Origin of the sequence: Corallococcus sicarius, from assembly GCF_003611735.1 — a bacterium.
GTDB classification, from domain to species: Bacteria; Myxococcota; Myxococcia; order Myxococcales; family Myxococcaceae; genus Corallococcus; species Corallococcus sicarius.
In genome coordinates this window covers 1-25,136 of record NZ_RAWG01000028.1, presented here as the reverse complement: position 1 = coordinate 25,136, position 25,136 = coordinate 1, and the positions used below count along the sequence as shown (strand labels likewise).

At 68.4% G+C, this 25,136-nt stretch carries 18 protein-coding genes and 1 tRNA gene; 8 read left to right on the top strand and 11 right to left on the bottom strand.

Annotation, left to right across the window (positions count from 1 at the left end):
- The first annotated feature begins 66 nt into the window (after positions 1-66).
- Positions 67-999 carry a serine protease gene (locus tag D7X12_RS06510; RefSeq protein ID WP_120624393.1) on the top strand — a complete coding sequence of 311 codons (933 nt, stop codon included), beginning with the start codon at positions 67-69 and terminating at the stop codon, positions 997-999.
- A 53-nt stretch (positions 1,000-1,052) separates the two neighbouring features.
- On the opposite strand, the gene D7X12_RS06505 is transcribed toward D7X12_RS06510, so the two are convergent.
- Positions 1,053-1,775 carry a hypothetical protein gene (locus tag D7X12_RS06505; RefSeq protein ID WP_147443547.1) on the bottom strand — a complete coding sequence of 241 codons (723 nt, stop codon included), beginning with the start codon at positions 1,773-1,775 and terminating at the stop codon, positions 1,053-1,055.
- Positions 1,776-1,894: 119 nt separating this feature from the next.
- Here D7X12_RS06505 and D7X12_RS06500 point away from each other — a divergent pair, with 119 nt between their 5' ends.
- From D7X12_RS06500 to D7X12_RS06485, 4 genes are all read left to right on the top strand, one after another.
- On the top strand, positions 1,895-2,116 hold the full coding sequence (locus D7X12_RS06500; protein ID WP_120624417.1) for a helix-turn-helix domain-containing protein: 222 nt from the start codon (positions 1,895-1,897) through the stop codon (positions 2,114-2,116).
- Positions 2,117-2,136: 20 nt separating this feature from the next.
- Positions 2,137-2,643: a Clp protease N-terminal domain-containing protein gene (locus D7X12_RS06495; protein ID WP_120624391.1), complete on the top strand. Its 507-nt coding sequence runs from the start codon at positions 2,137-2,139 to the stop codon at positions 2,641-2,643.
- A 337-nt stretch (positions 2,644-2,980) separates the two neighbouring features.
- Complete coding sequence (locus D7X12_RS06490; RefSeq protein ID WP_120624390.1) at positions 2,981-4,129, top strand: heparan-alpha-glucosaminide N-acetyltransferase domain-containing protein; 1,149 nt, start codon at positions 2,981-2,983, stop codon at positions 4,127-4,129.
- A 222-nt stretch (positions 4,130-4,351) separates the two neighbouring features.
- Positions 4,352-5,056 carry a TylF/MycF/NovP-related O-methyltransferase gene (locus tag D7X12_RS06485; RefSeq protein WP_120624389.1) on the top strand — a complete coding sequence of 235 codons (705 nt, stop codon included), beginning with the start codon at positions 4,352-4,354 and terminating at the stop codon, positions 5,054-5,056.
- 852 nt (positions 5,057-5,908) lie between these two features.
- On the opposite strand, the gene D7X12_RS06475 is transcribed toward D7X12_RS06485, so the two are convergent.
- From D7X12_RS06475 to D7X12_RS06460, 4 genes are all read right to left on the bottom strand, one after another.
- Positions 5,909-6,910, bottom strand: coding sequence for a TolB family protein (locus D7X12_RS06475; RefSeq protein WP_158619983.1), 1,002 nt, complete (start codon positions 6,908-6,910; stop codon positions 5,909-5,911).
- Positions 6,911-7,090: 180 nt separating this feature from the next.
- On the bottom strand, positions 7,091-9,388 hold the full coding sequence (locus tag D7X12_RS06470) for an ATP-binding cassette domain-containing protein (protein ID WP_279637151.1): 2,298 nt from the start codon (positions 9,386-9,388) through the stop codon (positions 7,091-7,093).
- A 123-nt stretch (positions 9,389-9,511) separates the two neighbouring features.
- Entirely contained in the window at positions 9,512-11,314 is a 1,803-nt protein-coding gene (locus tag D7X12_RS06465) for a CocE/NonD family hydrolase (RefSeq protein WP_120624386.1), read from the bottom strand.
- Between the two features lie 80 nt (positions 11,315-11,394).
- Entirely contained in the window at positions 11,395-13,236 is a 1,842-nt protein-coding gene (locus tag D7X12_RS06460; protein WP_120624385.1) for a leucine-rich repeat domain-containing protein, read from the bottom strand.
- A gap of 295 nt (positions 13,237-13,531) precedes the next feature.
- Between D7X12_RS06460 and D7X12_RS06455 the strand changes: the two genes are divergently transcribed.
- A complete protein-coding gene (locus D7X12_RS06455; RefSeq protein WP_120624384.1) occupies positions 13,532-13,807 on the top strand; it encodes a hypothetical protein in 276 nt (91 codons plus the stop codon).
- A gap of 123 nt (positions 13,808-13,930) precedes the next feature.
- On the top strand, positions 13,931-15,274 hold the full coding sequence (locus D7X12_RS06450) for an amidohydrolase family protein (RefSeq protein WP_120624383.1): 1,344 nt from the start codon (positions 13,931-13,933) through the stop codon (positions 15,272-15,274).
- Between the two features lie 171 nt (positions 15,275-15,445).
- On the opposite strand, the gene D7X12_RS06445 is transcribed toward D7X12_RS06450, so the two are convergent.
- Positions 15,446-17,353, bottom strand: a complete 1,908-nt coding sequence (locus tag D7X12_RS06445) for a M61 family metallopeptidase (protein ID WP_158619982.1) — start codon at positions 17,351-17,353, stop codon at positions 15,446-15,448.
- Positions 17,354-17,500: 147 nt separating this feature from the next.
- On the opposite strand from D7X12_RS06445, the gene D7X12_RS06440 reads away from it, so the two are divergent.
- Positions 17,501-18,412, top strand: coding sequence for a LysR substrate-binding domain-containing protein (locus tag D7X12_RS06440; RefSeq protein WP_120624381.1), 912 nt, complete (start codon positions 17,501-17,503; stop codon positions 18,410-18,412).
- A 70-nt stretch (positions 18,413-18,482) separates the two neighbouring features.
- On the opposite strand, the gene D7X12_RS06435 is transcribed toward D7X12_RS06440, so the two are convergent.
- From D7X12_RS06435 to rpoD, 5 genes are all read right to left on the bottom strand, one after another.
- A complete protein-coding gene (locus tag D7X12_RS06435; protein WP_120624380.1) occupies positions 18,483-20,825 on the bottom strand; it encodes a hypothetical protein in 2,343 nt (780 codons plus the stop codon).
- Positions 20,826-21,353: 528 nt separating this feature from the next.
- The gene (locus D7X12_RS06430; RefSeq protein WP_120624379.1) at positions 21,354-22,154 is read right to left on the bottom strand and encodes a PhzF family phenazine biosynthesis protein; all 801 of its coding nucleotides are present in this window, start codon (positions 22,152-22,154) and stop codon (positions 21,354-21,356) included.
- Between the two features lie 61 nt (positions 22,155-22,215).
- A tRNA-Ile gene (locus D7X12_RS06425) sits at positions 22,216-22,288 on the bottom strand.
- Positions 22,289-22,379: 91 nt separating this feature from the next.
- Positions 22,380-22,712 carry an MGMT family protein gene (locus D7X12_RS06420; protein WP_120624378.1) on the bottom strand — a complete coding sequence of 111 codons (333 nt, stop codon included), beginning with the start codon at positions 22,710-22,712 and terminating at the stop codon, positions 22,380-22,382.
- Between the two features lie 100 nt (positions 22,713-22,812).
- On the bottom strand, positions 22,813-24,933 hold the full coding sequence (gene rpoD, locus D7X12_RS06415; RefSeq protein WP_120624377.1) for an RNA polymerase sigma factor RpoD: 2,121 nt from the start codon (positions 24,931-24,933) through the stop codon (positions 22,813-22,815).
- Between the last annotated feature and the right edge of the window lie 203 nt (positions 24,934-25,136).

Below are 25,136 nucleotides of genomic sequence, written 5' to 3'. Positions count from 1 at the left end.
CCCTTCGCAGGCTCGTGGCCCATGGCTTGCTAGCACCGGCCTCTCCATTTGAAACAGGAGAGGTCCATGCGCTTGGGGTGGAGTGTTGTCGTCGCGGTGAGTCTGTTGGGCTGTGGTGGTGCGGAGCTGGACCGCGTCGAGGCCGTGGACCGCGTTGGCCAGGAGATCGTGGGGGGCGTCGAGGCGCGTCCAGGCAGCCACCCCTGGATTGTCAGCCTTCAGGCCGATGGCAGCCACTTCTGTGGGGGCTCCATCGTCAGGACGGGCACCCGGGACGAGAGCAATATCATTCTCACGGCGGCTCATTGTGTCGCGGACGGTGTTTACCGTTTCACGGTGGTCGCAGGAGCACATGACCTGCTGCATCCCATGGCCGGTCAGGTCCGCGTTCCCGTCAAGCGCGTGGTCGAGCATCCGGACTACGACCCTGACACGACGATGAACGATGTCGCCGTCCTCGTGCTCGAAAGCCCCATCAAGTTCAACCCATCCATTGCCGGAGGGTGCGGCCAATCCTCCAGCATGCGCCCCAACGTGGCCCCTTCACTCACGCCTGGACCCACGCCCGTCCCTGTCTGCCTCCCGGTTGATGGCGAGCAGGTTCCAGACAACGTGATGGCCACGGTCGCGGGGTGGGGCCTGACCAGGGAGGGGGGCTACGACACGTCCACCATCCTGATGCAGGTGGGAGTCCCCACCGTGAATTCCCGGCAGTTGGCGAGGATGTACGCTTCTCAAGGCGTCCTCATCGACTCGCAGGCGATGCTCGGGGCCGGGTACGCGCAGGGAGGCAAGGACGCGTGTCAGGGTGACAGTGGAGGGCCCCTGGTCATGAAGCAGGCAAAGGGCTACACGCTCCAGGGGATCACGAGCTTTGGTGTTGGCTGCGCGAGGCCGGGCTTGCCGGGTGTCTACGCCCGGGTCTCCCATTACATCCCGTGGATCCAAGCGCAGATTCAACTCCACAGGAGCCAGGGCGCTCACGCTGCTTCCCGGTAGCGCCCCGGGGCAGCGAGGCTCCGCCCGGCTTCTGATGAAGCCGGGGAGGGGGCTCAGCCCCGCTGCTTGAGCCACACGCGCAGGGGACCCACGCACTCGAAACCCAGGCTTCGCCACGCGTCGAGCGCCTCGCCGTGCTCGTAGCCCACGACGGGAAGGCCCGGGAACATCGTCCGCAGGTGTGCGAGCAGCTCCGCGTAGAGGAGGGGCGGCGCACCTTCGGCGAGGAACGTGTTCGAGAGGCCCACGACCCCCGCGGCCCGTGAGGCGATGCCTCCGGCCAGGGGGCGCGCTGGATCGCCCGCGGCGAGGAAGACGACCCCTTCCTCCTGGAGCAGGGCTGGAGGAAACACCGGCGCATGGGCGGCCCCGGGCGGGTGGCTCCACGCGGCCTCCCACGACTCCAGCTCCCCGGGTGTCCGCACCGTCCGCCAGGGCACGTGCGAGGACGTGTCGGGTGGGGGCGCGTGGGCGTCCAGGTGGATCCACTGCGCGGACATCAACAGGTCGAAGCCGCGCGCCGACAGGTCCAGCGTCGCGAAGCTGTCCTTGACCCCCCAGCGTCCCGGCGGGTCCAGGTGGGAGAGGGTTTCAAGCGTGCGCTCCGCGACCTCCGCCGTGAGGGTGACCGCGTTCGGATAGAAGGCCGGCACGGGCGCGGCATTGAGCCACAGGCCGTCGTCGAACCGGCCGGGGCGCCCATGCGCGCGGCAGACGGCGTCACACCACTCCGCGTTGTTCCGGGCGGCCCGCGCCCACCGGGGATCCACAGTCATGGCGCGGAAGCATACGGGCGTTGACGGCCGGATGGGGGGCCGCATGTCTGGTGTTCTGGGTTCCGTGCGCCCATCAACCTGGGTTGACAACAGCGGTCCATCAACCTAGGTTGATGGACATGAAGGAGCTGAAGGGAATCCCGGCCCCGGATGATCCCGAGGCGGCGCTGGCGGCGGTCGTCGCCTTGCGCCGTCGAGCGACGCAGCTGGAGCTCGCGGCGGTCATCGAGGCCGTCCGCCAGGGCTGGACCTGGGCGCAGATTGGCGAGGCGCTCGGCATCAGCGCCCAGGCCGCCCACAAGAAGTTCACGCCGCAGCTGCGCGAGCCGCAGGGGCGCTGACCACTCTCAAGGAGGACGTCATGGGACTGTTGAACGCCGTGAAGGACCTGAGGACCGTCCGGCAATTGCTGACGAAAGCGGAGGCGGAGGCGCTGCGCGCCGGTGAAGAGCTGCCGGGCCCGGAGCACCTGCTGCTGTCGGCACTCGAGCTTCCGGATGGAAGCGCGGTGCGTGCCTTCGAGCGCGTCGGAGCAGACCCCTCGGCGCTGCGCAAGGCGATCGAGTCCGCGCACCACGGCGCGCTGGCCGCCGCCGGGTTCGCGGAGGACGAAGGTGGACTGGAGGCGCCGGTGGAGCGTCGGCCCGCCCCTGGCGTCTTCCGCTCGACGCCGCAGGCGCAGCAGGTCTTCCAGCAGGCCGTCGCCCTGTCGAAGTCGACCCGACCCTCGTTGTTGCGGAGCGCGCATGTCGTCGCGGCCACGTGCACCCTCGAGCGCGGCACCGTGGTGCGCGCGCTGACGGCCCTGGGCGTCGACCGCGCACGGCTGAAGGCCGCCGCGTGCGCGGAGGTCGGCATCCCGGGTTGAGCCTCGCCTTCAGCCATGGGCGCCTGGCAACAGCGCCGCGGGCAACGTGCGGATCCACCGGGGCGCCGTTTGAATGCCAAACACGTCAAGGAAGTGAAGTTCGGCCGTTAACCCAGGCCTGCCCTTCACCAATGCCAAGGGTCCGAGGGACGAGGGCATGTCTGGACAACATCCTCGAATTATGAGAGGGTGGTAAAGATTCAGCCAAACGGGGGGCTGCCCAGGTAATGACTACCGAGATCCGCGGGCAGAGGGCCTCCAGACGAGGAGCTGCCCTCCAGTGACACCCACGCATGTAGAAGAAGGACCCCGCTCCGGGGAAACGGCCACGGCGGCGTTGAAAGGCAGTTCCCCGCGGCTGCTGGCGGTGGACGCCGCGCGAGGGCTGGCCATGCTGCTGGTCTTCCTGGCGCACTTCGTGGACGCCTACCTGCGCCCGCTGGGCGGCGAGGCGGAGGCCCTGCGACAGAAGACGCACCTGGTGACGCGGCTGGCCTCGCCCGCCTTCATGCTCATCAGCGGGCTGATGCTGGGGTTGTTGTACGCCCAGCGGCGCGGGGCCTTCGGCCCGGTCCGTTCCCGGCTGTGGCGCCGGGGCCTGTTCCTGCTCACCGCGGGCCATCTGCTCATCGTCCCCACCTACCTGTCCTGGGTGGAGGAGGCCGGGCACCTGGTGCGCATCCTCTTCATGACAGACACCATTGGCGTGGCGCTGCTGGTGGGGCCGCTGCTGGTGACGCGCATGGGCGCCCGGGCCCGGCTGGCGCTGGGCATGGCGCTGGTGGCCGGAAGCCAGGTGCTGAGCCTGGGCATGAACTCCACACTGCCGGCCGCGCAGCTCACCGAAGAGGTGCTCTTCGGCCATCTGGTGCAGTCGGTCCTCTTCTCCAACTTCCCGCTGGTTCCGTGGTTCGGGGTGTACCTGGCGGGCAGCGCCGTGGGCGAGTGGCTGGGTGACCTGCTGAAGGCAGGCCAGGTGCTCCAGGCAGCACGGCGCCTCGTGAAGGTCGGCGGCGCGCTGGCCGTCACCGGCCTGGCCCTGGTGGCCGTCTATGTATGGTTGCGGCGCTCGGGAGGCCAGCACCTGCCGGAGGGCGTGGCCTCCGCCCTGGGCGCCCTCACGTCCCCCAAGCAGAAGTTCCCGCCGGGCCCGGCCTACCTGCTGCTCTACGGCGGCATGGCCCTGGCGGGGCTGGGCCTGCTCCTGCGCACCGAGCACTTCGGCCGTCTGGGGTTCCTGCTGCGCCCCGCCAGCCTGATGGGGCGCCACTCGCTGACGGCCTACCTGCTGCAGTTCTACGTCTATTACCTCGGCGTGCACTACGCCCGGCTGCCCTACTCGGGCCTGTGGCCGCTGCTCTTCATCGCCACCGTCGCGCTGCAGTGGGCCCTGCTGTGGGCCTGGGACATGTACGAGCGCCGGCCCGTGGCCAGGCCCCTGGGGCGCGCGCCCGCCCATGTTCCCGCCGCCGGCTCACGGGCCTGATCGACTTGATGAAGTCGTCGGACGACGGGCTGGATGCGTTTGCTGGCGAGTTGCACGGTGACGACGTGGTGACCCCGCGGTGGAGCAGCGAGATGCTTTGCCGCAGTGGCGCGCTTTGGAGCGTCCCCGCCTCACCTGGCATAGATTCGCCGCATGAAAGCCAGCCTGCCCTCACCGCGCGTCCTCGTTGCCCGTCTCCTCCCACGGAGCATGACGGGGTGGATGCGGCGCGCACTTGAGCACGTGAGCCTTCCCCCCGACCTCACGGAGGAGGAGCAGCGGCTCTGCGAGGAGGTCCTCGCCTTCACGATGACCAGTCCCGAGCGGCTCATCGCGCTGCTGCACGCCGTGCGCTACGTGGTGGCGAACAACATCCCCGGGAGCATCGTGGAGTGCGGGGTCTGGCGCGGTGGCAGCATGATGGTCGCGGCCAGGGCCCTGCTGGGCCTGGGGGCGCAGCGCGCGCTGTACCTCTTCGACACCTTCGAGGGGATGACCCCGCCCACTGCCGCGGACCGCTCCTGGAGCGGCGTCTCGGCGGAGCAACTCCTGTCCAGGTCCGCCCGGCGAGAGGGCTTCAACGTCTGGTGCATCGCTGACGAGGCGGACGTGCGCGCCAACGTGAGCAGCACGGGCTATCCCATGGATCAGGTCCATCTGGTGAAGGGGAGGGTGGAGGAGACACTTCCCGCGCAGGCGCCCGACACCATCGCCCTCCTGCGCCTGGACACCGATTGGTACGAGTCCACCCGGCACGAACTGGAGCACCTCTACTCCCGGCTCTCACCGGGAGGGGTGCTGATCATTGATGACTACGGCTATTGGCAGGGAGCACGCCGGGCCGTGGACGAGTTCTTCGCGCAGCAGCCGCGGAAGCCTCTGCTCCAGCGAATCGATATGACGGGGCGCCTGGCCATCAAGGTGTGAGCACGGCTGCGGATTCTTGAGGCGAGCAACCGCTCTCATTCCCCGAACGCTCCAGGGCGCCCGGCTACTGGCAGAGCCCCGTCGTGCTGTCGCAGGTCCCCTCGAGGCAGGAATACACCCAGGGGAGCCCTCCGTCCGGCTCGGTGAAGCGGCAGCGCTCTCCCAGGCGCGGCTCCCGGGCGCAGGTGCCTCCGTCCTCCACCCCCTTCGTGCAGATGAGGTAGGCCGCGCAGTCATGACGGGCTCATCCGCCCCTGCGTTGACGGCGCTCAGCGTCGCGTAGCGCAAGGCGATTGCGGACTGGGCAGACGCTCTCAGCCAGGAGTGGGCCTTGTCGAAGGGGATGTCGCAGTTCTCCAAGAAGGCCGCCAGGCTGGCTCGGACTTACCGCTCAGCGGGAAGCTGAGCTTGCGGAGGCCCGTGTGCCTCTCCAAGAGTCGGTCGCTTCGCCGGGACCCTCGGTCATGAGGCAGTCGCTCGGCACGAAGACGCAGGGCGAGGCCTGCACGTACACGCCGGCCGCGACAGAGCACGCGCTCGCGTCGACGGACTGCGCGCAGGGCTATGCATGCACTGGTGCCTACTCCGAGGCGCGTCAGTGCCTGGTCACCTGTGACTTCATGGCGCCGAACCCCTTCTGCCCGAGCGGCACCGTGTGCGGTGTCCATGGCCAGTGCATCGAGCAGTCCGTCATGGGCCCCTTGGCTTTGCCTTCAGCCCCGCGCTCATCGGTGAGACGTGCCCTGGCGGCTTCGCCGAGTTCTGCGGCGTGGAAGGCGCGCGGGGCGTCTGCGCGGACGTGACGGGCTCGGGGACCCCGTGTGCTACCGCTACGCGCGTGCCCGCTCGGAGTCACTGCCAGGACGGTTCGACGTCGTTCGCGCTCACGGTGTTCGTCAGGTTCTTGAGGGGGCCGTTGACGGACCGCATGAAGATTTCGCTACTGCTCCCGTTGCCCGGGAGGCGCTCGAACACCAGGGTATTGGAAGTAGGACTGTAGGCCGGGCATTGGTCGTCCTCCGGCCCGGTCTCCAGCGCGACCAGACCCGTCCCGTCAGCGTTCATGGAGTAGAGGTCCCGCTCGTACAGGCTCTGCACCGAGATGCTCGCGGTGAAGGCAATCTTCGTCCCCGCCGCGTTGTAGACCGGGAAGAACGAGGTCCAGTTGGAGGGGCCTTCGTTCAGCCTCACCAGTCCCGTCCCATCCACGTTGATGCGGTAGATGCCCCGCCGGGGAATGTCCGACGTGCTCAGCGCCTCATAGCCGAACACGACCTTCAGGCCATCGGGGCTGAAGCTCGGCGTGATGTAGCTGCCGGCGCCTTGCAGGTCCGTGGCCAGGAGGGCCTGGTTCTGGCCGTTGGCGTCCATCAGGTAGAGGCTGCACCGGGAGGTGCAGTGGGCGAAGACGATGCGCGTCCCGTCGGGGCTGAAGGCGGGCTGTTCGTCGTCACCTGCCTGGTTCGTGAGCCGCTGCATGTTGCTGCCGTCGATGTTGGCGGTGACGATCTCGAAGTCGCCAAAGTACGGGGACGTCTGGCCGTAGGCGCGCTGCCAGACCACCTGGGTGAGCGCCTTGTTGAGTTTGGGGCGCCGGTCCATCACGAGGTCGTTCGTGACGCGGTTCAACACGATGCCATCGGTGCCCATCACGAAGATGTCGTAGGTGTTGGTGGGGTGGGCGGGGTCGCTTCCCCGGTTCGACGCGAAGGCGATCTTCGTCGGCGGCGGGCAGTTGGGGAGGCAAGACTTCGCCGTGACGTCGTCCTCCGCGGCCTCCTGTTCAGGGTGGGAGACACCACACGCGGCCGTCAGCAGGACTGCTCCAAGGATGCAGCTTCTTCCCATCATCATGGCACTGGCTCCCAACGGAAGGGCGAACATGCCGTCGACAGAGCAAGGGCAGGGCCAATCCACGTTCAAGGCCGCTTCCCCTGGAGCGACCTGTGAGGACGGCAAGCCTTGCCGCGATCCGGCGCTTGGGGGCTGGCAAGAGTCGCCGTTGCCGGCTGGGATTGCCGGCCATGGACCTGCTCAGCGGACGTAGGCCGCGAGGTGCTTGCCGGTCAGCGTGGACTTCGCCGCGACCAGCGCGGCCGGGGTGCCTTCGAAGACGATCCGCCCACCGTCGTGGCCCGCGCCCGGCCCCAGGTCGATGATCCAGTCGGCGTGCGCCATGACCGCCTGGTGGTGTTCGATCACGATGACGGACTTGCCGGAGTCGACCAGCCTGTCCAACAGCTTGAGCAGCTGCTCGACGTCGGCCAGGTGCAGGCCGGTGGTCGGCTCGTCGAGCACGTAGACGCCGCCGTCAGCGCCCATGTGCGTCGCGAGCTTCAGTCGCTGCCGCTCGCCACCCGACAGCGTGGTCAGCGGCTGGCCGAGCCGCAGGTAGCCCAGCCCGACGTCGATCATGCGTTGCAGGATGGCGTGCGCGGCCGGCGTATGCGCCTTGCCGGCGCCGAAGAAGGCGGCCGCGTCCTTCACGGGCAGGTCGAGCACTTCGGCGATGTTGAGCCCGCCGAGCCGGTAGTCCAGCACCGCGGCCTGGAACCGTCGGCCCTCGCATTCCTCGCACGTCGTGGCGACGCCCGCCATCATCCCCAGGTCGGTGTAGATGACCCCGGCGCCGTTGCAGGCCGGGCAGGCGCCCTCGGAGTTGGCGCTGAACAGGGCAGGCTTCACGCCATTGGCCTTCGCGAAGGCCTTGCGGATCGGCTCCAGCAGGTCGGTGTACGTCGCCGGGTTGCTCCGGCGCGAACCTCGGATGGCGGACTGGTCGACCGACACCACTCCCTCCTGGCCGGACACCGACCCGTGGATGAGTGAGCTCTTCCCCGACCCGGCCACGCCCGTCACGACCACCAGCACGCCCAGCGGAATGTCGACATCGACCTTGCGCAGGTTGTGGGAGCCGGCGCCGCGCACCTTCAGCACGCCTGACGGCTTGCGCACCGACGGCTTCAAGGAGGCCCGGTCGTCCAGGTGCCGCCCGGTGAGCGTGCCGCTCGCCCGCAGCCCTTCGACGGTGCCCTCGAACACCACCTCGCCGCCGGCGGTGCCTGCACCGGGGCCGAGGTCGACGACGTGGTCGGCGATCTCGATCGCCTCAGGCTTGTGCTCGACGACCAGCACGGTGTTGCCCTTGTCGCGCAGCCGCAGCAACAAGCCATTCATCCGCTGGATGTCGTGCGGGTGCAGCCCGACCGTCGGCTCGTCGAACACGTAGGTCACGTCGGTGAGCGAAGAGCCGAGGTGTCGGACCATCTGGATGCGCTGTGATTCGCCGCCCGACAGCGTCCCCAACGGCCGATCAAGGCTGAGATAGCCCAGCCCGATCTCCACGAACGAGTCGAGCGTCTGCAGCAGCGTCGTCAGCAGCGGCGCGACGGACGGCTCCTTCAGACCGCGCACCCACTCGGACAGCTCGTTGATCTGCATCGCACAGGCGTCGGCGATGTTGAGCTTCTGGATCCTGGAGGACCGGGCGGCCTCGTTGAGCCGGGTGCCGCCGCACTCGGGACAGGGGGTGAAGGTTACCGCCCGCTCCACGAAGGCACGGATGTGAGGCTGCATCGCCTCCTTGTCCTTGGTCAGGAACGACTTCTGGATCCGCGGAACCAACCCCTCGTAGGTCAGGTTCATGCTCTCGAACTTCACCTTGGTCGGCTCCCGATAGAGGAAGTCGTGGAGCTCCTTTTGGGTGTACTTCCGGATCGGCTTGTCCGGGTCGAGGAAGCCCGAGGCGGCGAAGATGCGCACCTGCCAGCCGTCTGGGGTGTAGCCCGGGATGGTGAGCGCGCCCTCGGAGAGCGACCTGGTGTCGTCGTAAAGCTGGGACAGGTCGATATCGGTCACCGACCCCATGCCCTCGCATCGCGGGCACATGCCGCCAGCGACGTTGAAGGAGAAGGCGTTGGACGAGCCGACGTGCGGCTTGCCGAGGCGGCTGAAGAGCACCCGCAGCATCGCGTTGGCGTCGGTCGCCGTGCCCACCGTCGAGCGGGAGTTGGCGCCCATCCGCTCCTGGTCGACGATGATCGCGGTCGTCAGCCCCTCCAGGACGTCGACCTCGGGCCGCCCCAGCGTCGGCATGAACCCTTGCACGAACGTGCTGTAGGTCTCGTTGATCATCCGCTGCGACTCCGCGGCGATGGTGGCGAACACCAGCGACGACTTGCCCGATCCCGAGACGCCGGTGAACACCGTCAGCCGGCGTTTGGGAAGTTCGAGGCTCACGTCCTTCAGGTTGTTCTCGCGGGCACCCCGGACGCGGATCCGGTCGTGACTGTCCGCGGGATGCGGGCTGGAGGGGGGCATGCGCTGGGTCATGGAGGAGGGCACCGACGGTGGGAGGGTGTGGAGCAAGCAGGCCAGGCGGATGCGGAGCATCTTGCCGGAGGGATCGTCTGCTGTTGATCAGGACGTGACGATGGGCGCGGGCCCGGTGCTGGGTCAGCCCCGCCGCTTCACGGGCAGGTCGATGCAGGACGGGTGCTCGGCATCGCGCAGGACCCGCCAGGAGGGACGGCCCTCGGCGGGGACGCGGGCGAAGCTGTCGGCGTCAGCGCCCGCGAGCGCGACCCGCAGACGATTCCCCCGGCGGATGAGGACCGAGATGGGGAGCAACCCGAAGGTCAGCGTCGCCACCTCGCCCGGCACGAGCGGCCAGGCATCCTCGCGGCGGAACGAGTGGTACGGCACGGGCGTGACGTAGGGCGGCGCTGAGCCGGACAGCCTCCGGTGCAGCGCCCGGAGCTGCCCCTCCGTCAGGTAGGTCACCTTGCCCTTCGGGTCGACCTCCTCCAGGTAGACGAAGAAGGCGCCGTCCTCCATGGAGGAGGCCACGTGCAGGGTGAGGACGGCGTGTCCGGTGAGCTCCACGTCCACGTCCAGCGGGGCGCTCGTATACGTGAGCAGCCGCCGGTCCTCGCGGGCGCGGTCCGCGTAGACCACCGGCGTCATCCCATCCGGCGTGTGCCAGCGATTGTGGGTCCCGGTCGTGGCGGCGAAGTCGACCTCGTAGGTGTCGGCGCCTTCCCCGGCGGGAGCCTCGCGCGCGAGCTGGTGGTCCGCCGCGAAGTGCCAGCGCTCCGTGGAGAGGCCCTCGGGGGGCCACACGGGGGTCGACTTCCAGGCCTCCTCCGCCACGGTGAAGTAGTGCAGCAGCTTCTGCGGCGCGGGCGCGCCGGGCTTGAGCGTCTGGTCGAAGAAGGCGCTGCACTCCGCCCACTGACCGTCCATGGAAGGATTCGGGCGGCTCCGGGGCTTGGCGAAGGGGCTGCCGTGGGTCTTCATGTTGTGACTCCACGCCCCGATGACGCCCACCTGGGGATTGGAGAAGTTGAGGAACCGGTGGATGACCGCGTCGGCGGTGCGGCCGTCGAACCAGCTCCCCCACCCGGACACCACCGCGCCCGAGGCCTCGATGGCCTCCTTGCGGCGGAACTGGCTGAAGTCGTCGGTGGTGACGGGCTGCGCGCCGAACGCGTCATCGCGATAGGTCATGGACCGCACCGCCGCCCAGACGTCGACGTTGTCCCGGTGCGCCTCCAGGGCCGCGCGGACCTGTGAGCGATTGGCGTCTCCGTCCACGGGGCGGACCCCGCGCACCATCAGCCTCGCCCCCAGGCCCCAGGCGGACGGGACGCGGCCGGCGTCCAGCAGGCGGTTGGTGGCATCCCACTGCCGCATGAACTCCGCGTTGAGGATGCCTCCCGGCATGACCACGTCCGTGTACACGTCGAACTCGATCTGCTGGGGCATCACCGCCCGGACCCGCTCCGGCGCCGCCGCCGCGAGCAGCTCCGCGGTGGTCCCCTCGTAGGAGATGCCCACCGCGCCCAGGTGGCCGGTGCACCAGGGCTGGTCCGCCACCCAGCGGGCCACCTCGCCCAGGTCCGCGACCTCCACGTCCGACCAGGGATGGGTCCAGGTGCCGAAGGAGGCACCGGAGCCGCGCACGTCGACGACCACCACCGCGTACCCCCGAGCGACCAGCGCATCACCGAGGGGCTCGCGCGGCCCCATGGGCACCCGGTCCGGAGGGGACAGGCGCAAATCGAGGCTTCGCCAGTAGCGGCTGCTGATCAGCACCGCGGGGATCCGCTCGCCGTCCGGCAGATTCCTGGGAAGGTTGACGTCGAGCGCGAGCTGGACACCGTCGCGCAGCGTCAGATGCAACGAGCGGGTGACCACGCCCTTGAAGCGCGGAGGCGATGACACGGGATGGGAGGGAAAGCGGCCCTGGTCGTCCATGGGGCAGGCATTCTCGATGTTCCCGGGGAATCGGCCAGGGAATCGGACAGGTCCGGGGCGAACTGGGAGGGCGACGACCGCTACGGGTTGAGGCAGGTGGCCTGGTCGTCGTTGTCGTCGATGATCCGGGAGGGCGGCGCCCCCGTATGGACGCGGTCCGCCAGCCGCTGGGCCTGGCAGGTGGGCAGCAGGGGGTTGCTCCGCACGTCGAAAAATTCTGTCGTCGACACCAGGGCCTCCATGCCCAGGTTTCGCAGGGCCGGGTTGTGCGCCACCGTCAGGCTCGCCACCTCGCGCAGCCCGGCCAGTCCGGACAGGTCCTCCAGCAGGATGTTCTGGTAGACGCCGAGTTGTTCCAGCCGCACCAGTCTTCCCAGCGCGCTCAGGTCCTTGAGCGCCGGGTTCCGGGAGATATCCAGTGTGTGCATGGCGCTGATGGAGGACAGGTCCTTCAGCTCGTGGAGCACGGCGTTGCCGGACAGCCGCATCAGCCAGGACACCTGGAGCCGCGGCATGCCGCTCACGGACTCCAGTGAGGGATTGTCCTGGATGCCCAACTGCTCCACCCGGGTGAGGTGGGGGATGGTCACCGCCTTGAGTCCGGCGCACTCCGCCACGATGAGCTCCCGGAGGAACGTGAGGCCGTCCAGGCCCGACAGCGAGGTCAGCGCGGGCAGGGCGCCGATCAGCAGCTGATCGGCGCTTTGCAACGTGGCCAGCCCGGAGAGTGACTCCAGCGCCGCGTTGTGGGTCACCCAGACAGTCGTGGCGAAGACGAGGTTCGGCAGGGACATGGACCGCAGCGCGTCGTTTCCCTGCACGGTGAGGTTCAGGGACAGGTGGGTGATGTGGGGGAAGGACAGGGTCTGCAACTGGGGGAGATTCAGCACCCGCAGGTGCCGTCGCGGATTCAGCGGCGTCAGGCCTTCAAGCGAGGCGAGCTTCGGCGCGCCGTCCACGACGACGTCCTCGTCAACGAAGACCGGAGGCCCGCCCGTCCTCCCGATGGAGACCGTCTCCAGGGCGGGGTTCTGCTGCAGCTCGACGCTCCGGGCGAACCGCAGGTGGGGGAGCGACACGTGGGCCAGCCGCGGACTGTTCGTGACGCGCACGACCCCCATGACGACGATCAGCTCCGGCAGGCCGAGGACGTCCAGGGTCTCGCTGGTGATGACCAGGTCGCCGTCCACGCGGGTGACTCCCTGGAGGGCGGCGAGGTCCGCCGCGCTCCCCACCAGGTAGTCGCCATCATGCACGCGCGTGGGCTGGCACACGGTGAGCGTGGTGAGGGGCTCCGTGTCGGGCTGGCGCTGGCCGTCGTCGTTCATGTCCGGCCAGGCGTCCACGCGCGCACCGGCCTGGCCACACCGTCCCCCGGCCGGCTCGGGGTGGACCGCGGAGCGGACCCGGGTGCTGTCCACCATGCAGAAGCCGTAGGAGGCCTGGACCTCCGCGTCATTGAGCGCGCCGTTGCCGTCCACGTCCTCGCCGGCCTCCAGCATCGTCGCGCCGCTGGAGCACGAGGGGGTCCAGCTCACCGGCCGCAGCCGCGTGAGGACGGGCGCGACGCGCGTGCAGGCCGTGAGCTCGCGGGTGACCTCGGCGTCGGCCAGCACGCCGTCGCCGTCCAGGTCCTGCCCCGCCTTCGTCACCTGCCCGCCCGTGGGGCACGCGTCACCGGGGGCGAGCGTTTCGGTTCGCACCAGCACCGTGCCGGCGCAGAGGTACTCGGTGCTGGTGACCTCGTCGTCGCCCAGCGTGTCGTCGCCGTTGACGTCCAGGCCCGTGCGCACGGCCTGTCCGCCCCGCGCGCACGCGGCGCCTGGCGGTTCGGGGACGACGCGGGAGAGGGCCTTGGGCTGGGGGCTGAAGACGCCGAGGTCGATCGGTGCGCAGCCTCCCGCGACCAGGGAGAGTGCCAACCACGAACCCCGAATCCACCGCATGCGTCGCCTCTCCCGTGACACCCGGCCGGCCGCCGGAAACACGGGAGAGGATAGCGGCCCGGCTTCCTCCGCACGAGGGGTGAAGCCGGACCGGGCCCTGCCCCTCCGCTCAAGAAGGGCCCGGAGCCGTTCAACAATCCGTTCCGCAATCTCAAACGCTGAGACCGCTCCGTGCGGAGCTTTTCAGTGACATCGCGGGTTTCTGGTAAGTCTTGACCGACACTCTCGTACGCTGTTGCATCAGCACCTCACCAGCGAAAAGGAGTGTCACATGTTTCTTCGTGGGCTCGCGATGTTCGCCGTCGTCTCCATCTTCGGGATGGGCTGTGGTGGCACGGAAGTGGCGGCGGAAGTGACGGAGGGTACCGAGAGCGGAGAGTCGCTCGGTCAGGACTCCGCGGCGCTTATCGACAGCTGTGAGACGCTCCAGACCCGCAACTGTGTCTATGACACGTCGAGAGGCTGTCAGTGGGCCAATGGCGCTCAGGGGGAGTGCTACTGCCAGGATGTCCCTTTCAACAAGTGGTTCTGCTGGGTCAACGACTGACGTCCGTGCCGCGACCGCTTCTTGCCGGCACTGTGCCGGCGGGAGGCGGGTCTGGTTGCGTGCCAGCAGCCCGTGTCCGAGTGTGCGTCCGCAAGCTGCACCGCCTCTTTCAGGAGCCGCACCGTGCCCTACCGTTCCCGACGGCTGTTGACGACTGTCATTGGCACGCTCCTCCTTTGGAGCCTTCCCCTTCCGTCATGGGGCCTGGAGCCCTCCGCTGAGAAGCCCACACGCATCGCCCTGCGTGCCGCGAGGCTCTTCGATGGGAAGCGAGACAGAGTCCTGCCGGATGCGGTCGTGCTCATCGAAGGGTCGAGAATCCAGGCAGTGGGCTCTGGCCTCTCCATCCCCTCGGGGACACGGCTATTGGACCTGGGCGACGTCACCCTGCTTCCTGGGCTGATTGACGCTCATTCGCACCTGCTGCTGGATGTCGACCCGGAGCTCGGGGGGGACGGCATGCTCACCACCCTCGCCCAGAGCAGCACCGCCGAGCGCGCGCTCCTGGGCGCGAAGCTGGGCCGTGAGATGCTCGAGGCGGGTGTCACAACGGTGCGCGACGTTGGCAACTCCGGGCTCAACGGGGACGTGGCGCTGCGCAACGCCATCCAGCGCGGTTGGGTGCAGGGCCCGCGCATCTCCGCCTGCACCCGCGCGCTCGCTCCTCATGGCGGGCAGTTCCCCACGCTTCAACCCCCGGCTCAGCCCCTCATCGAGCAGGAGTACGTCACCATCTCCGGCGTGGAAGAGGCCCGGCGCGCCGTGCGGCAGGCCATTTCCGACGGTGCGGATTGCATCAAGGTCATCGTCGACAACGGGCACAACCTCCTCTCGTTGGAGGAGCTGAAGGTCATTACCGAGGAGGCTCACCGTAGGAATCGGCCGGTGGCGGCGCACACCACACTCGACGAGAGCATTCGCACCGCGGTCCAGGCAGGCGTCGACTCCATCGAGCACGGCTACTCCCTCCCCGATGACGTGGTGGCGCTCATGGTCCGCAAGCGCATCTTCCTGGTGCCCACCGACAGCTGGTTGGATGTGTGCGACTCCTTCGATGCCAAGGCGGGCAACGCGGAACGCCAGCGCCAGATGAAGGAGCGCTGCAGGAGGAACATCACCCGGGCCCATGACCGCCTCCGCCGCGCTGTGGGCGCTGGCATTCGGGTTGCCGCCGGCTCGGACATGTACATCGTGCTGCCAGGGCTGACGCGAGGGCAGGCCAGCGTGAAGGGGTTCATCGCCTATGCCGAGGCGGGCCTCAAGCCCGTGGAGATCCTGCGCGCTGCGACAGTGAACGCGGCGGAGTTGCTGCGCGTGCAGGACCAGATTGGCTCGCTCGAGCCGAACAAGCTCGCGGACCTGCTCGCGGTGGAGGGCGACCCGCTGAAGGACATCAGCGCGCTGAAGCAGGTGCGGTTCGTGATGAAGGACGGCCAGGTGGTCCTGGACGCCAGGTCGCGCCGGTGACCGCCGTGTGAAGGTGCCGCCGGGCGCGATATCCGCGTGCGGGTGGGGACGGGCGAGAAGTTCGACGCGTCCACAGCCCGGGCCCAATCCCCCCCGACGCCTGGTGAAGCGAGGCAGACCCTGGCTGGCCGCACAGGCCGGAGCGATACCGCTTGCCCGCAAGCAGGGGTGTCAGTCGCGTGGCGCCAGGATTTCATCCAGGATCGCCGGTGTGCCCTCGACCCGCCGAAGCCGGGGGTAGCGCAGCCCCTCATGCCAGGGAATGAGGGCGGAACGGGTGGCCGTGCCCTGGCGCCAGGAGAGCCGCAAGGGCGCTTGTTTCGCGGTGGCCTTGACGGCGTCCTTCAGTCCTTGCGCGTCGTAGGGGCTCCCGTTCACGGCCGTCACCACCGCGCCGGGCAGCAGGCCCACCTTGAAGGCAGGCCTCTCCCAATCCACCCGGAGCACCTTGCCGTCCTTCGCGAGCGTCATGCCGAGGCAGTCGCCGAGGTCCACGTTCCCGCTCGCCGCCTCGGCCCGCCGGACGGCGCCCGTGGGTTCCTCGCTCCAGGCGAGCGTGTAGCCGCCTTGCGTGATTCCACCCAAGGGCGGAGCGTCGCGGGTCTCTTCAATCCGGGAGCGGAAGAAGCCTGACCAGTCATGGGGCTGGATGTCATTGAGCGTGGTGACGATGTCTTCCAGCGTGTACGTCATCGTCACCTGGCTGCCCGCGCGGACGCCGAAGAACGCGCGTGCGAAGTCATCCAGCGACTTGCGGCCGCCACTGCGCTGCCGGATCAGCGTGTCGGCCTCCAGCCAGATCAACGCGCCCTCGGAGTAGGCGTCGAACATGTCGCGCTGCCAGCCCTGCCAGGAGAGCGGCTTGCGGCGCTGCACGACGGCGTCGTGGGTCACATCCCGGAGCGGGCGCCAGCGCCGGCCGGGTCGGTTGGCCATGGCCGCCGCGGTCGTGGCCCAGTCGTCGAGCGCGTCCTCCCGCGTCCACAACCCTGCCCGGGTGGTGAGCACGTCCTGCCAGTAGGACGTCAATCCCTCGAAGACCCAGAGCAGTGAGTCGCGCTCCGGCGTGTTGAAGTCCGGCGTCCACATCTCCGCGGGGCGGCGGAACAGGCCGTTCCACGAATGGACGAACCCATGCGCCAGACGTCCACGGTGCTCGGGTTTGTCCTTCCAGGTCGTGAAGAAGTCGGCGGGCAGGGCGTTCTCACCCGAGCGGAGGTGTTCGAAGTAGCTGGGGCCGAAGCCGTCCGCCAGCCAGACCATCAGGTCGTAATGGTCGTAGTGTTGCGAGCCGAAGAGCCGGTAGGCCTGTTGCACGAGTGCCTGGTAGCCCTGGACGAATCCGGGAGGTGGTTCGAGCCCCGAGGCGTCGTCGGCGACGATGTTCACGTGGACCGGGACGGGATCATCGCTCAAGAGGATGCGTTTGAAGGCACGGCCGGCAATCACAGGCGAGTCGACCAGCGTGTCCAGCGTCACCGGCTGGAACCGGACCTCACCGCCGTCCCGCCGGGCGACGGTCAGCGCCGAGGCGAACTCCCAGCCAGGCGGCAGCTTCACGCTGGCCACATAGGTGATGCGCCGGGCGTAATGGCCTGCGGGATACAGCACCAGGTTGTGCCATTGCAGGTCCAGCATCGTGGCCGTGGCCACCACCGGGCCCACGCGCGGCTCCGTGGCGCCCAGGAACTGGGAGTGCACGTCGATGGACGTCACGCCGGCGGGGATGTCGATGTGGAAGGCCGCGACCTGGACGGCGTCGCGGGTCCAGGCAATGACTCTCTTCCCGGCCTGGACCTTCAGCCCCGCGAGTCCTTCCAACCGACCGGTGGGCCCATGGTCCCCAGGAAGCCACTGCGGGAAGAACAGCGTCAGCCGCCTTCCGGGCGCGACCGGGAGGGTTTGCTTGACGCGGAAGAGACTGTGCGCCGTGTCGGTGGCGTCGACGTGCAAGCGGATGGTGCCGGGGAAGGGCGTGTCACGCGGCGCCTCGATGGGCGGCGGCATGGGCGCGGGTTGGGGCAGCGGCCAGGACTGGGATGCAGAGGGGGCCTGGGCGTGCGCCGCCGTCGAAACCATCCAGAGGGCCACCGTGGCGACAACGCATGGCAGGAGCCTGACGCTTCGAGGAGGGGCGGGAGAGGCCAGCATGAAACGCGTCGTATCCCGGACCCGTCTTGCCGAAAATTCCGAAGTCTGGAAGCCTGGGTTCGAGGAAATCGAACGATGCTCCCCCGGATCAACCTGGACATGGATGTCTTGCGGACGTTCGTGACGGCCTTCGAACTGGGCAGCTTCGCTCGGGCCGCCGCACGGGTGGGCCGTTCACCGTCCGCGGTGAGCTCCCAGCTGCGCAAACTGGAGGAGCAGGTGGGCCGCGCGCTGGTGGAACGCTCCGGGCGCGGGCTGGTCCTGACCGAGGCGGGAGAGGTGCTGCTGGGCTGCGCGCGGCGCATTCTTGAGCTGAATGATCAGACCGTGGACAGCTTGCGGGGCAGCGAGTTGGAGGGCGAGGTCCGCCTGGGGTTGCCGCAGGACTTCGCCGAAACCTGGCTGCCCCGGGTGCTCAGCACCTTCGCGCGCGCGCATCCGGCGGTGCGCATCGAGGTGCGCACCGAGCGCAACGCCCACCTCGTCAACCACGTGATGACGGGCAAGCTGGACCTCGCGCTGGCCTGGAGCGGTGGGGCGCGCGGCTGCAGTGAACGCATCGCGGAGCTGCCGCTCGTGTGGATTGGTCAGCCTGGCTGGCAGGTGACGGGAAGCCGCGGCCAGCCGCTGCCGCTCATCGCCTTCGAAGCGCCCTGCGTGTTCCGGGAGGCCTGTACGACGGCCCTGGACCGGAAGGGGCTCGCCTGGCGGATCGCGTTCGCGAGCCCGAGCCTCGCGGGCCTGTGGGCGGCGGCCGAGGCGGGGTTGGGCGTGACGCTGCGAACGGCCTTCGGCCTGCCGAAGACGCTGGCCGTGCTGGAGCCCGGCGCCTCGGGCCTGCCCGCGCTCGGGAGCATTCCGGTGCACCTGCTCAGGGCCGAACGGGAGCCGAGCAAGACCGTGGCCCAACTGGCGGGCATCCTGCGCGAAGCGCTCGCGCAGGAGCTGACGACACCCGGGCGGGCGCGGCCGCGCGGCGGGGGCTGAGGCCCGTCCGCAGCCGCATGTCGCAGGTCCGACCCGATGAGGTCCGTGCAAGGGATTCAGGCGCCGGGCCCTACCACTGGATGGTGCCGGGGAGCGGCTTGCTCCCAGGCTCCACCAGGTGGTTCAGGTCCAGCGAGTCCAGCGCCACGTCATGGGAGGGGATCGCGATCAGCTTGTGCATGAGCTCCATGTCACTCTTGACATCCCAGTCATGGGGGCTGAAGCCCTTGGGGCGCGTCAGGGTCTCCGCATGGGCCCGCTCGCGGATTCGCGCCAGGTCGTCGCCCGTGAACTTCACTGTGACGGGGCCCCCCGACTCCTTGGCGCGCCGGGCCTTCTCGGCGTCCCCGGTCCACGCATACACCAGGGCCTCGCGGTCGAGCTGCGGCGGATTGAGGGTGACCTCGTACTCGTCCTTGCCTGGAATGGGCTTGCCGTTCTTGTCGAACTCGCTCTTGAACGTCGCGGTGCTCTTCGTGTCGCCGTACCCAGCCTGGAAGGTGACGGCGCGCGTCCCATCCGGGCGGTGCTCCACGACCGCCTCGGCGGTGTTCTTCCCCGTGGTGAGTGTGGCCCCGCCCTCGGCTCCGCCCTTCAGTTCGTCGCCCGTGCCTGTCAGGCCCTGGGACTCCAGCGGCCCGTCGACGCTGAAGGTGACGCCCAGCTTGCCCTGCGATTCGTAGTTCACCTTGTCGATACGCAGCGTCTTGTCGACCCCCGGCACGGGCTTCTCCGGGATCAGGCCACTGTCCTGGTACTTGTCGAAGGCCTGCTTCCCCGCCTTCGTGCCGAGATCGAACTCCGCGGTCCTCAGCTTGTACTCGCTCAGCGAGTCCTTCCTCCCGAGGTGGGCCTTGGCGCTCCAGTCCCCAATCCCTACGCCAACGGAGGGCCCGTGGTCGCCCTCGAAGAACTCGGTGGGTCCCTGGGTGACCTGGACCTTGTTCTTGTCACGGGACACCTCGATGGATGTCCCCTTGCCGTGCTTCGTCGAGTCCTGCGTCCCCAGTTCGACGGCGTGGTAGCGCACCCCCATCTCCAGGGACGTCCCGGTCAGCTGGGACTGTTCGATCTTGACCGAGCCCTTGTCGGGGAGGGTGCTCGGGTCCAGCGGGTTTGGAGGCGGAATCTCCCCCTTCTTGATGCGCTCGTAGTCCGCCTCCGTCACCTTGAACTCGTAGGACATCTTCTCGCCACGGGACAGGCCTGCGGACAGTTCAGCTCCCACGGTCGCCTTCCCTACCGACACTTGGCCTCCCACGGTGAGGGAGGTCTCCGCCTCGACGGTCGCCGTGACGAAGCCGTTCTCCCGCTTCACCCGCTGGTCGACCTCCTTCGAGATTTCGACCGTCGCGGGGCCCCGTTCGAGGGAGAAGTTGTAGCCCTGAGTATGCTGGAGCTCTGTAGGGAGCTGCTGGCGGGCCAGCTCATTGCCGAGCGCGGCCACCTTGCCGTCCTTCGAGTCCGCGTTGACCACGTCCGCGGCCGAGACGCCGTGCTGGTGGAACTGTTGGGCGATGCGGCTGCGTGCCTCCTTGCCCCCCAGACTGGCGCTTCGGGCCAGCTCCTTCACCGTGGCCCGCGCGTCCTCCGGGCGCGTCTTCGGATCCTTCAGTGAGGCGACCATCCGGTCCGTCTGCGGCGAGGTCTCGCGGGTGAGCGCGGCCTGGTATTTCGGGTCCGTGCTGAGCGACAGCTGGCGGCTCAGCTCCTCGGCGCCCTCGCGCGGGCTGCGCTGGGTTGCCTCCGCGACGCGTTGGGCGTCCGCCTTCGCGGCCTGCGACGGCGTCACGGGTGTCCGGGCGCCGAAGAGCCGCTGCTGCGCCTTCGTGTCCAGGCTTCCCGCGTCGTAGACGTCGCGGACCTCGTTCGCCCTGGGAAAGGGCTCCCGGAGCCCGGCGGCCTTCGCCCCGGTATTGGCCGCCTTCTGCGCGCTCAGCGCGGCATCCGCCTTCTTGAGGGCCTCACGCTGGGAGGTCTCCGCCTGCTCTCGAGCTCCCCGCGCATCCCGGGAGGTCTCCGCGGCCCGGGCCGACGTCTGGGCGACCTTGTCCTCCGCGGCCCTCTCCCGCTGGTCGGGCGGCTGCTGCCGCGCGGTGTCTCCCGGACGGGGGGCCTGCCCGTTATCGCGGGGCGTGTCCGACTCGCGGTGGCCGCGAGCCTTCGTGAGCGCCTTCTCGGCCTCCGCCTTCTCCTTCTGGGCCTCCTTGTTCACCTGCTCGGCGGCCCTCGCCTTCTTGTCGTCCCGCTGGGCCTGGATCTGGGCCCTGGCCGCTTCCGTGCGCGCCGTGTCGGCGGTCTTTCTGGCCTCCGCCGCGCGCTTCTTCTCCGGCGTGACAACGGAAGGCTTCGGTGGCGGAACCGGGGTGACGGGGATGCGCGGCTTCGGCGGATCAACCTTCGGAGGCGGCATGACGAACTCCAGGACCGTGGCGCGCCTGCCCGAACGTGCTGGGACAGGGCGAAAGTGGAACAACAACCGCAGGGCTTCGGGACGCCTGAGCTTGGGTTGCGATGGGAATGGACAAGCACCCCGCCTGGGGGGATGCCCCCAGGCGCGAGTCGACGCAGGCCGCTGCTCATGCTCTCGTGGGTAAAGAGGGACGGGACGAAGCCGCGTCCCAAGATTTCCGTGAGGACGCTGCCCGCACGCTTGAACGCGCCTCAAACGGGGACGGAGGCGGGCCCACGCAAGGAGCGCCTCTGTTGGGCCGCGACGGTGGAGGCGCTGAGGACGCAGGGGACGGCGCGGGTGGATGGGGCCGGGCTGCTCAAGCAGGGCGTTCCTGCTGGACGTGTCGCCTGTGCGCGGTGTGGAGGCAGGTCAAAGGCGGCAAGCTCGCCGCAGACTGGGTGGAACGCAGCCTTCGACCCTGCGAGCCCGGCAGTGTGAACCTGCGGGCCCGCTGCATCCCTTCAAGGAGACGTTACCTGCCCCGCTTCACCCGGCGTCGGGGTGGAGCGTCAGTTGCCCTTCGAGATACGTGACAGCCTTGCCGGCCAGCAGCACCCGGTCGTTCTGTTGCCGGCAGTGCAGCGTGCCGGTTCGCGGCGACAACTGCATCGCGACCATCGATTCCTTGCCCAGCTTTTCGGCCCAGTAGGGCACGAGCGAACAATGCGCGGAGCCGGTGACAGGGTCTTCGAAGATGCTGGCTTGAGGCGTGAAGTATCGCGATACGAAATCGACGTCGCGTCCCCTGGCGGTTGCGACAACACCGCCTGGGTCGAGGTTGATGCGGTCGAGCAGGTTCCGGTCAGGAGTGAGGCGCCGGATGGTGTCTTCGTCCTCGAACACCAGGACGTAGTCACGGGACTTCAGGACTTCGGTCGGCTTGAAATGGAACGCCTCCAGGATGATCGCCGGAGCCTGCGCAGGCTCCGGCTTGCGCGACGGGAAATCCAGGGTGATGAACTCCGCGTCGATGCGGACGAACAGCTCGCCGCTGTTCGAATGGAACCGGATCGATTCGACGGACGGGTCGAGATGCCGCGCAATCACATGCGCGGCGGCCAGCGTGGCGTGCCCGCACAAGTCCATCTCGATCTCAGGAGTGAACCAGCGGAGCTCGTAATCCTGCCCCCGTGGGACGAAGAAGGCGGTTTCAGCGACCGCGTTCTCCATCGCGATTCGCTGCATCACGGTGTCGGGCAGCCAATGTGCCAACGGGCAGACCGCGGCCGGGTTGCCGCCAAACACCCTGTCGGTGAAGGCATCAATCTGGAATATCGGCAGTCTCATGGGGTGCCCGGAGCAGCTTCCGCTTCCTGTGGGCCGGGACATCAGACGAGGGAGAGGAAGGTGGGCCCTCCTGGATTCGAACCAGGGACCAATCGGTTATGAGCCGACAGCTCTAACCGCTGAGCTAAGGGCCCCCTCGGTCTGCAACGCCAGACGTGACGGACCTCATCGCGCGGCGCGGGCTGACTATCTCCCCGCGCGCGCGCCCGTGGCAAGGCCCTGGCGTCAGCCGTCCTCGCGGTCCTTCAGCGCCACGCGGAACACCTGTCCGCGCTCCGCCACGGTGACGCCCTCCAGTCGCAGCCGGCGCGCCTGCTCGTGCGCCACCAGGGGCGCCAGCGTCCCGTCCGAGCGGATGACACGCCACCAGGGCACCTGCGTGCGCGTGCCCGGCAGCAGCTTCAGCTCCCGGCCCACGCCGCGCGCCCCGCCGGGCCGTCCCGCGTAGAGCGCCACCTGCGCGTACGAGCGCACCTCGCCCCGGGGGATGGAGCGCACCTGGTGCATCACGCTCTCGTGGAAGGGCAGGGGAGCGGCGGCGGGCTTCTTCGGCGGCACGCGGGCGACCTCATGGGCTCAAGCCCTGGAAACGAGAAGGCCCCCGGTCCACGAAGCGGGAGCGGGGGCCTTCAGGACAGCATGTTTCCGCCGGCTTGCGTCAGCTCTCGACGAACGAGCGCAGGCGCTTGGAGCGGCTGGGGTGACGCAGCTTGCGCAGCGCCTTGGCTTCAATCTGACGGATGCGCTCGCGCGTCACCTCGAAGTCCTGGCCCACCTCTTCCAGCGTGTGGTCGCTCTTCTCGCCGATGCCGAAGCGCATGCGCAGGACCTTCTCCTCGCGCGGCGTGAGCGTGGCGAGCACCTTCCGCGTCTGCTCGGCCAGGTTCATGTTGATGACCGCGTCCGCCGGCGACACGAGGCTCTTGTCCTCGATGAAGTCGCCCAGGTGGCTGTCCTCTTCCTCGCCGATGGGCGTCTCCAGGGAGATGGGCTCCTTGGCGATCTTCAGGACCTTGCGCACCTTGTCGAGCGGCAGCTCCATCTTCTCCGCGATCTCCTCCGGCGTCGGCTCGCGGCCAATCTCCTGCACGAGGTAGCGGCTCGTGCGGATGAGCTTGTTGATGGTCTCGATCATGTGCACCGGGATGCGGATGGTGCGGGCCTGATCCGCGATGGCGCGGGTGATGGCCTGACGGATCCACCAGGTGGCGTACGTCGAGAACTTGTAGCCGCGCTTGTACTCGAACTTGTCCACCGCCTTCATCAGGCCGATGTTGCCCTCCTGGATGAGGTCCAGGAACTGCAGGCCGCGGTTCGTGTACTTCTTCGCGATGCTGACGACGAGGCGCAGGTTCGCCTCCACCAGCTCGCTCTTCGCGCGCTCCGCCCGCTTCTCACCCAGCCGGATGGCGTCGTAGTTGCGGCGCAGGGCGTCCACCGGGAGGTTCGCCTCCTCCTCCACGCGCTTGATCTTCCGCACGGCGGTGCGCACGTCGCGGTCCAGGATCTCCAGCTGCTCGGGGGTGAAGTTGAGCTGCTTCTGGAGCTTCTTGGCGATGTTCGGGTTCTCGCGCGACTCCTTGAGCTGGGGGCGCAGGTCCTTCATGGAGACGCTGTAGCGACGCTCGAGGTCGCCCAGCTCCTCCTCCGCCTTCTCCACGCGCTCGATGAGGCCCTTGAGGTTCACGACGATGCGGTCCACCTGCTTCTTGTTCAGCCGCATCTCCTCCAGGACCTCCATCATCTTGGTCCGAAGGTCCTTCACCTCCTGCTTCAGCTCCTTCTTGCGCACCTCCGTGAGCTTCTTCTTCCCGGAGAGCTCCTCCTCCAGCACTTCGCAGTCCTTGGCGAACTTGCGGAAGCGCTCGATCTGCTTGGAGATCTGCTCGATCTTGTTCAGCTCGCTCTGGGCGAGCTGCGCGGGAGCCTCGGCCTCGGAGACCTCTTCGACGGCCTCTTCGGCGTTCTCCGACTGGGCCTCTTCGGGCGCGTCCTTGATGACGTCGCGCACGCGCAGCTTGCCCGTCTTCAGGCGGTTGCTGATGTCGAGGATGTCCGCCACCGCGACGCGGCAGGCGAGCAGGGCGCGCAGGACTTCCTTCTCACCCTCCTCGATGCGCTTGGCGATCTCCACCTCGCCCTCGCGGGTGAGGAGGCTGACGCTGCCCATCTTGCGCAGGTAGAGGCGGACGGGGTCGTTCGACTTGCCACCCGGCTCGTCGTCCTCGTCCTTCTCGTCCTCGTCCTGGTCTTCCTTCTCTTCTTCGACCGCGACGGTGGGCTTGATCTCGTTGGACTGCGCGGCCTTCTGCGCGTCGACGATCTCGATGTCGTTGTCGCCGAACATGCTCATCACGTCGTCGATCTGATCGGACGACACGATGTCGGCGGGCAGGGCGTCATTCACCTCGTCGTAGGTGAGGAAGCCCTTCTCGCGGCCGGCGGCGAGCAGGTCCTTCACTTCCTTGCGCTCGGCGACCGGGTCCTCCTCCACGTCGTCCTCGACGGCGTCGGGGTCGACCTGGACGGCGGCGGCAGCCTCTTCAGCGGCCTCCTCGGGGTCCACGTCGTCGGCGAGGGCGGCCACACCCTTCTTCTTCTTGATCTTCTCGGTAGCCTCGGCGGGGGCTTCCTTCGCCACCAGCTCCTTGTCCTCGGCATCCGCAGCCTTCGTCACCTTCGCCACAGGGCTGTCCGGTGCCTTCTTCTTGCGGATCACCGGATCCACCTTCTTCTTGGTGGGCTTCACGGATGCCTTGGAGGGCTTCTGCGTCGGCATTCGGGTACTTCTCCTTAAGAAAATCAGGTGCTTTGGCCTGGGCGAGCCGGCCGATCTACCGCAAAGTCGAGCTTTCTTACAAACGCGAACTCAAACCGGTTGCATTGGTGCCTTTGTTCCCGTTCCCGAGGAAGCGGGCCTCAGCTCGTCCAGGACGCGCTTTCGGAGCGCCAGAAGCTCCATGCGCTCGGTCAGGAGCTGCC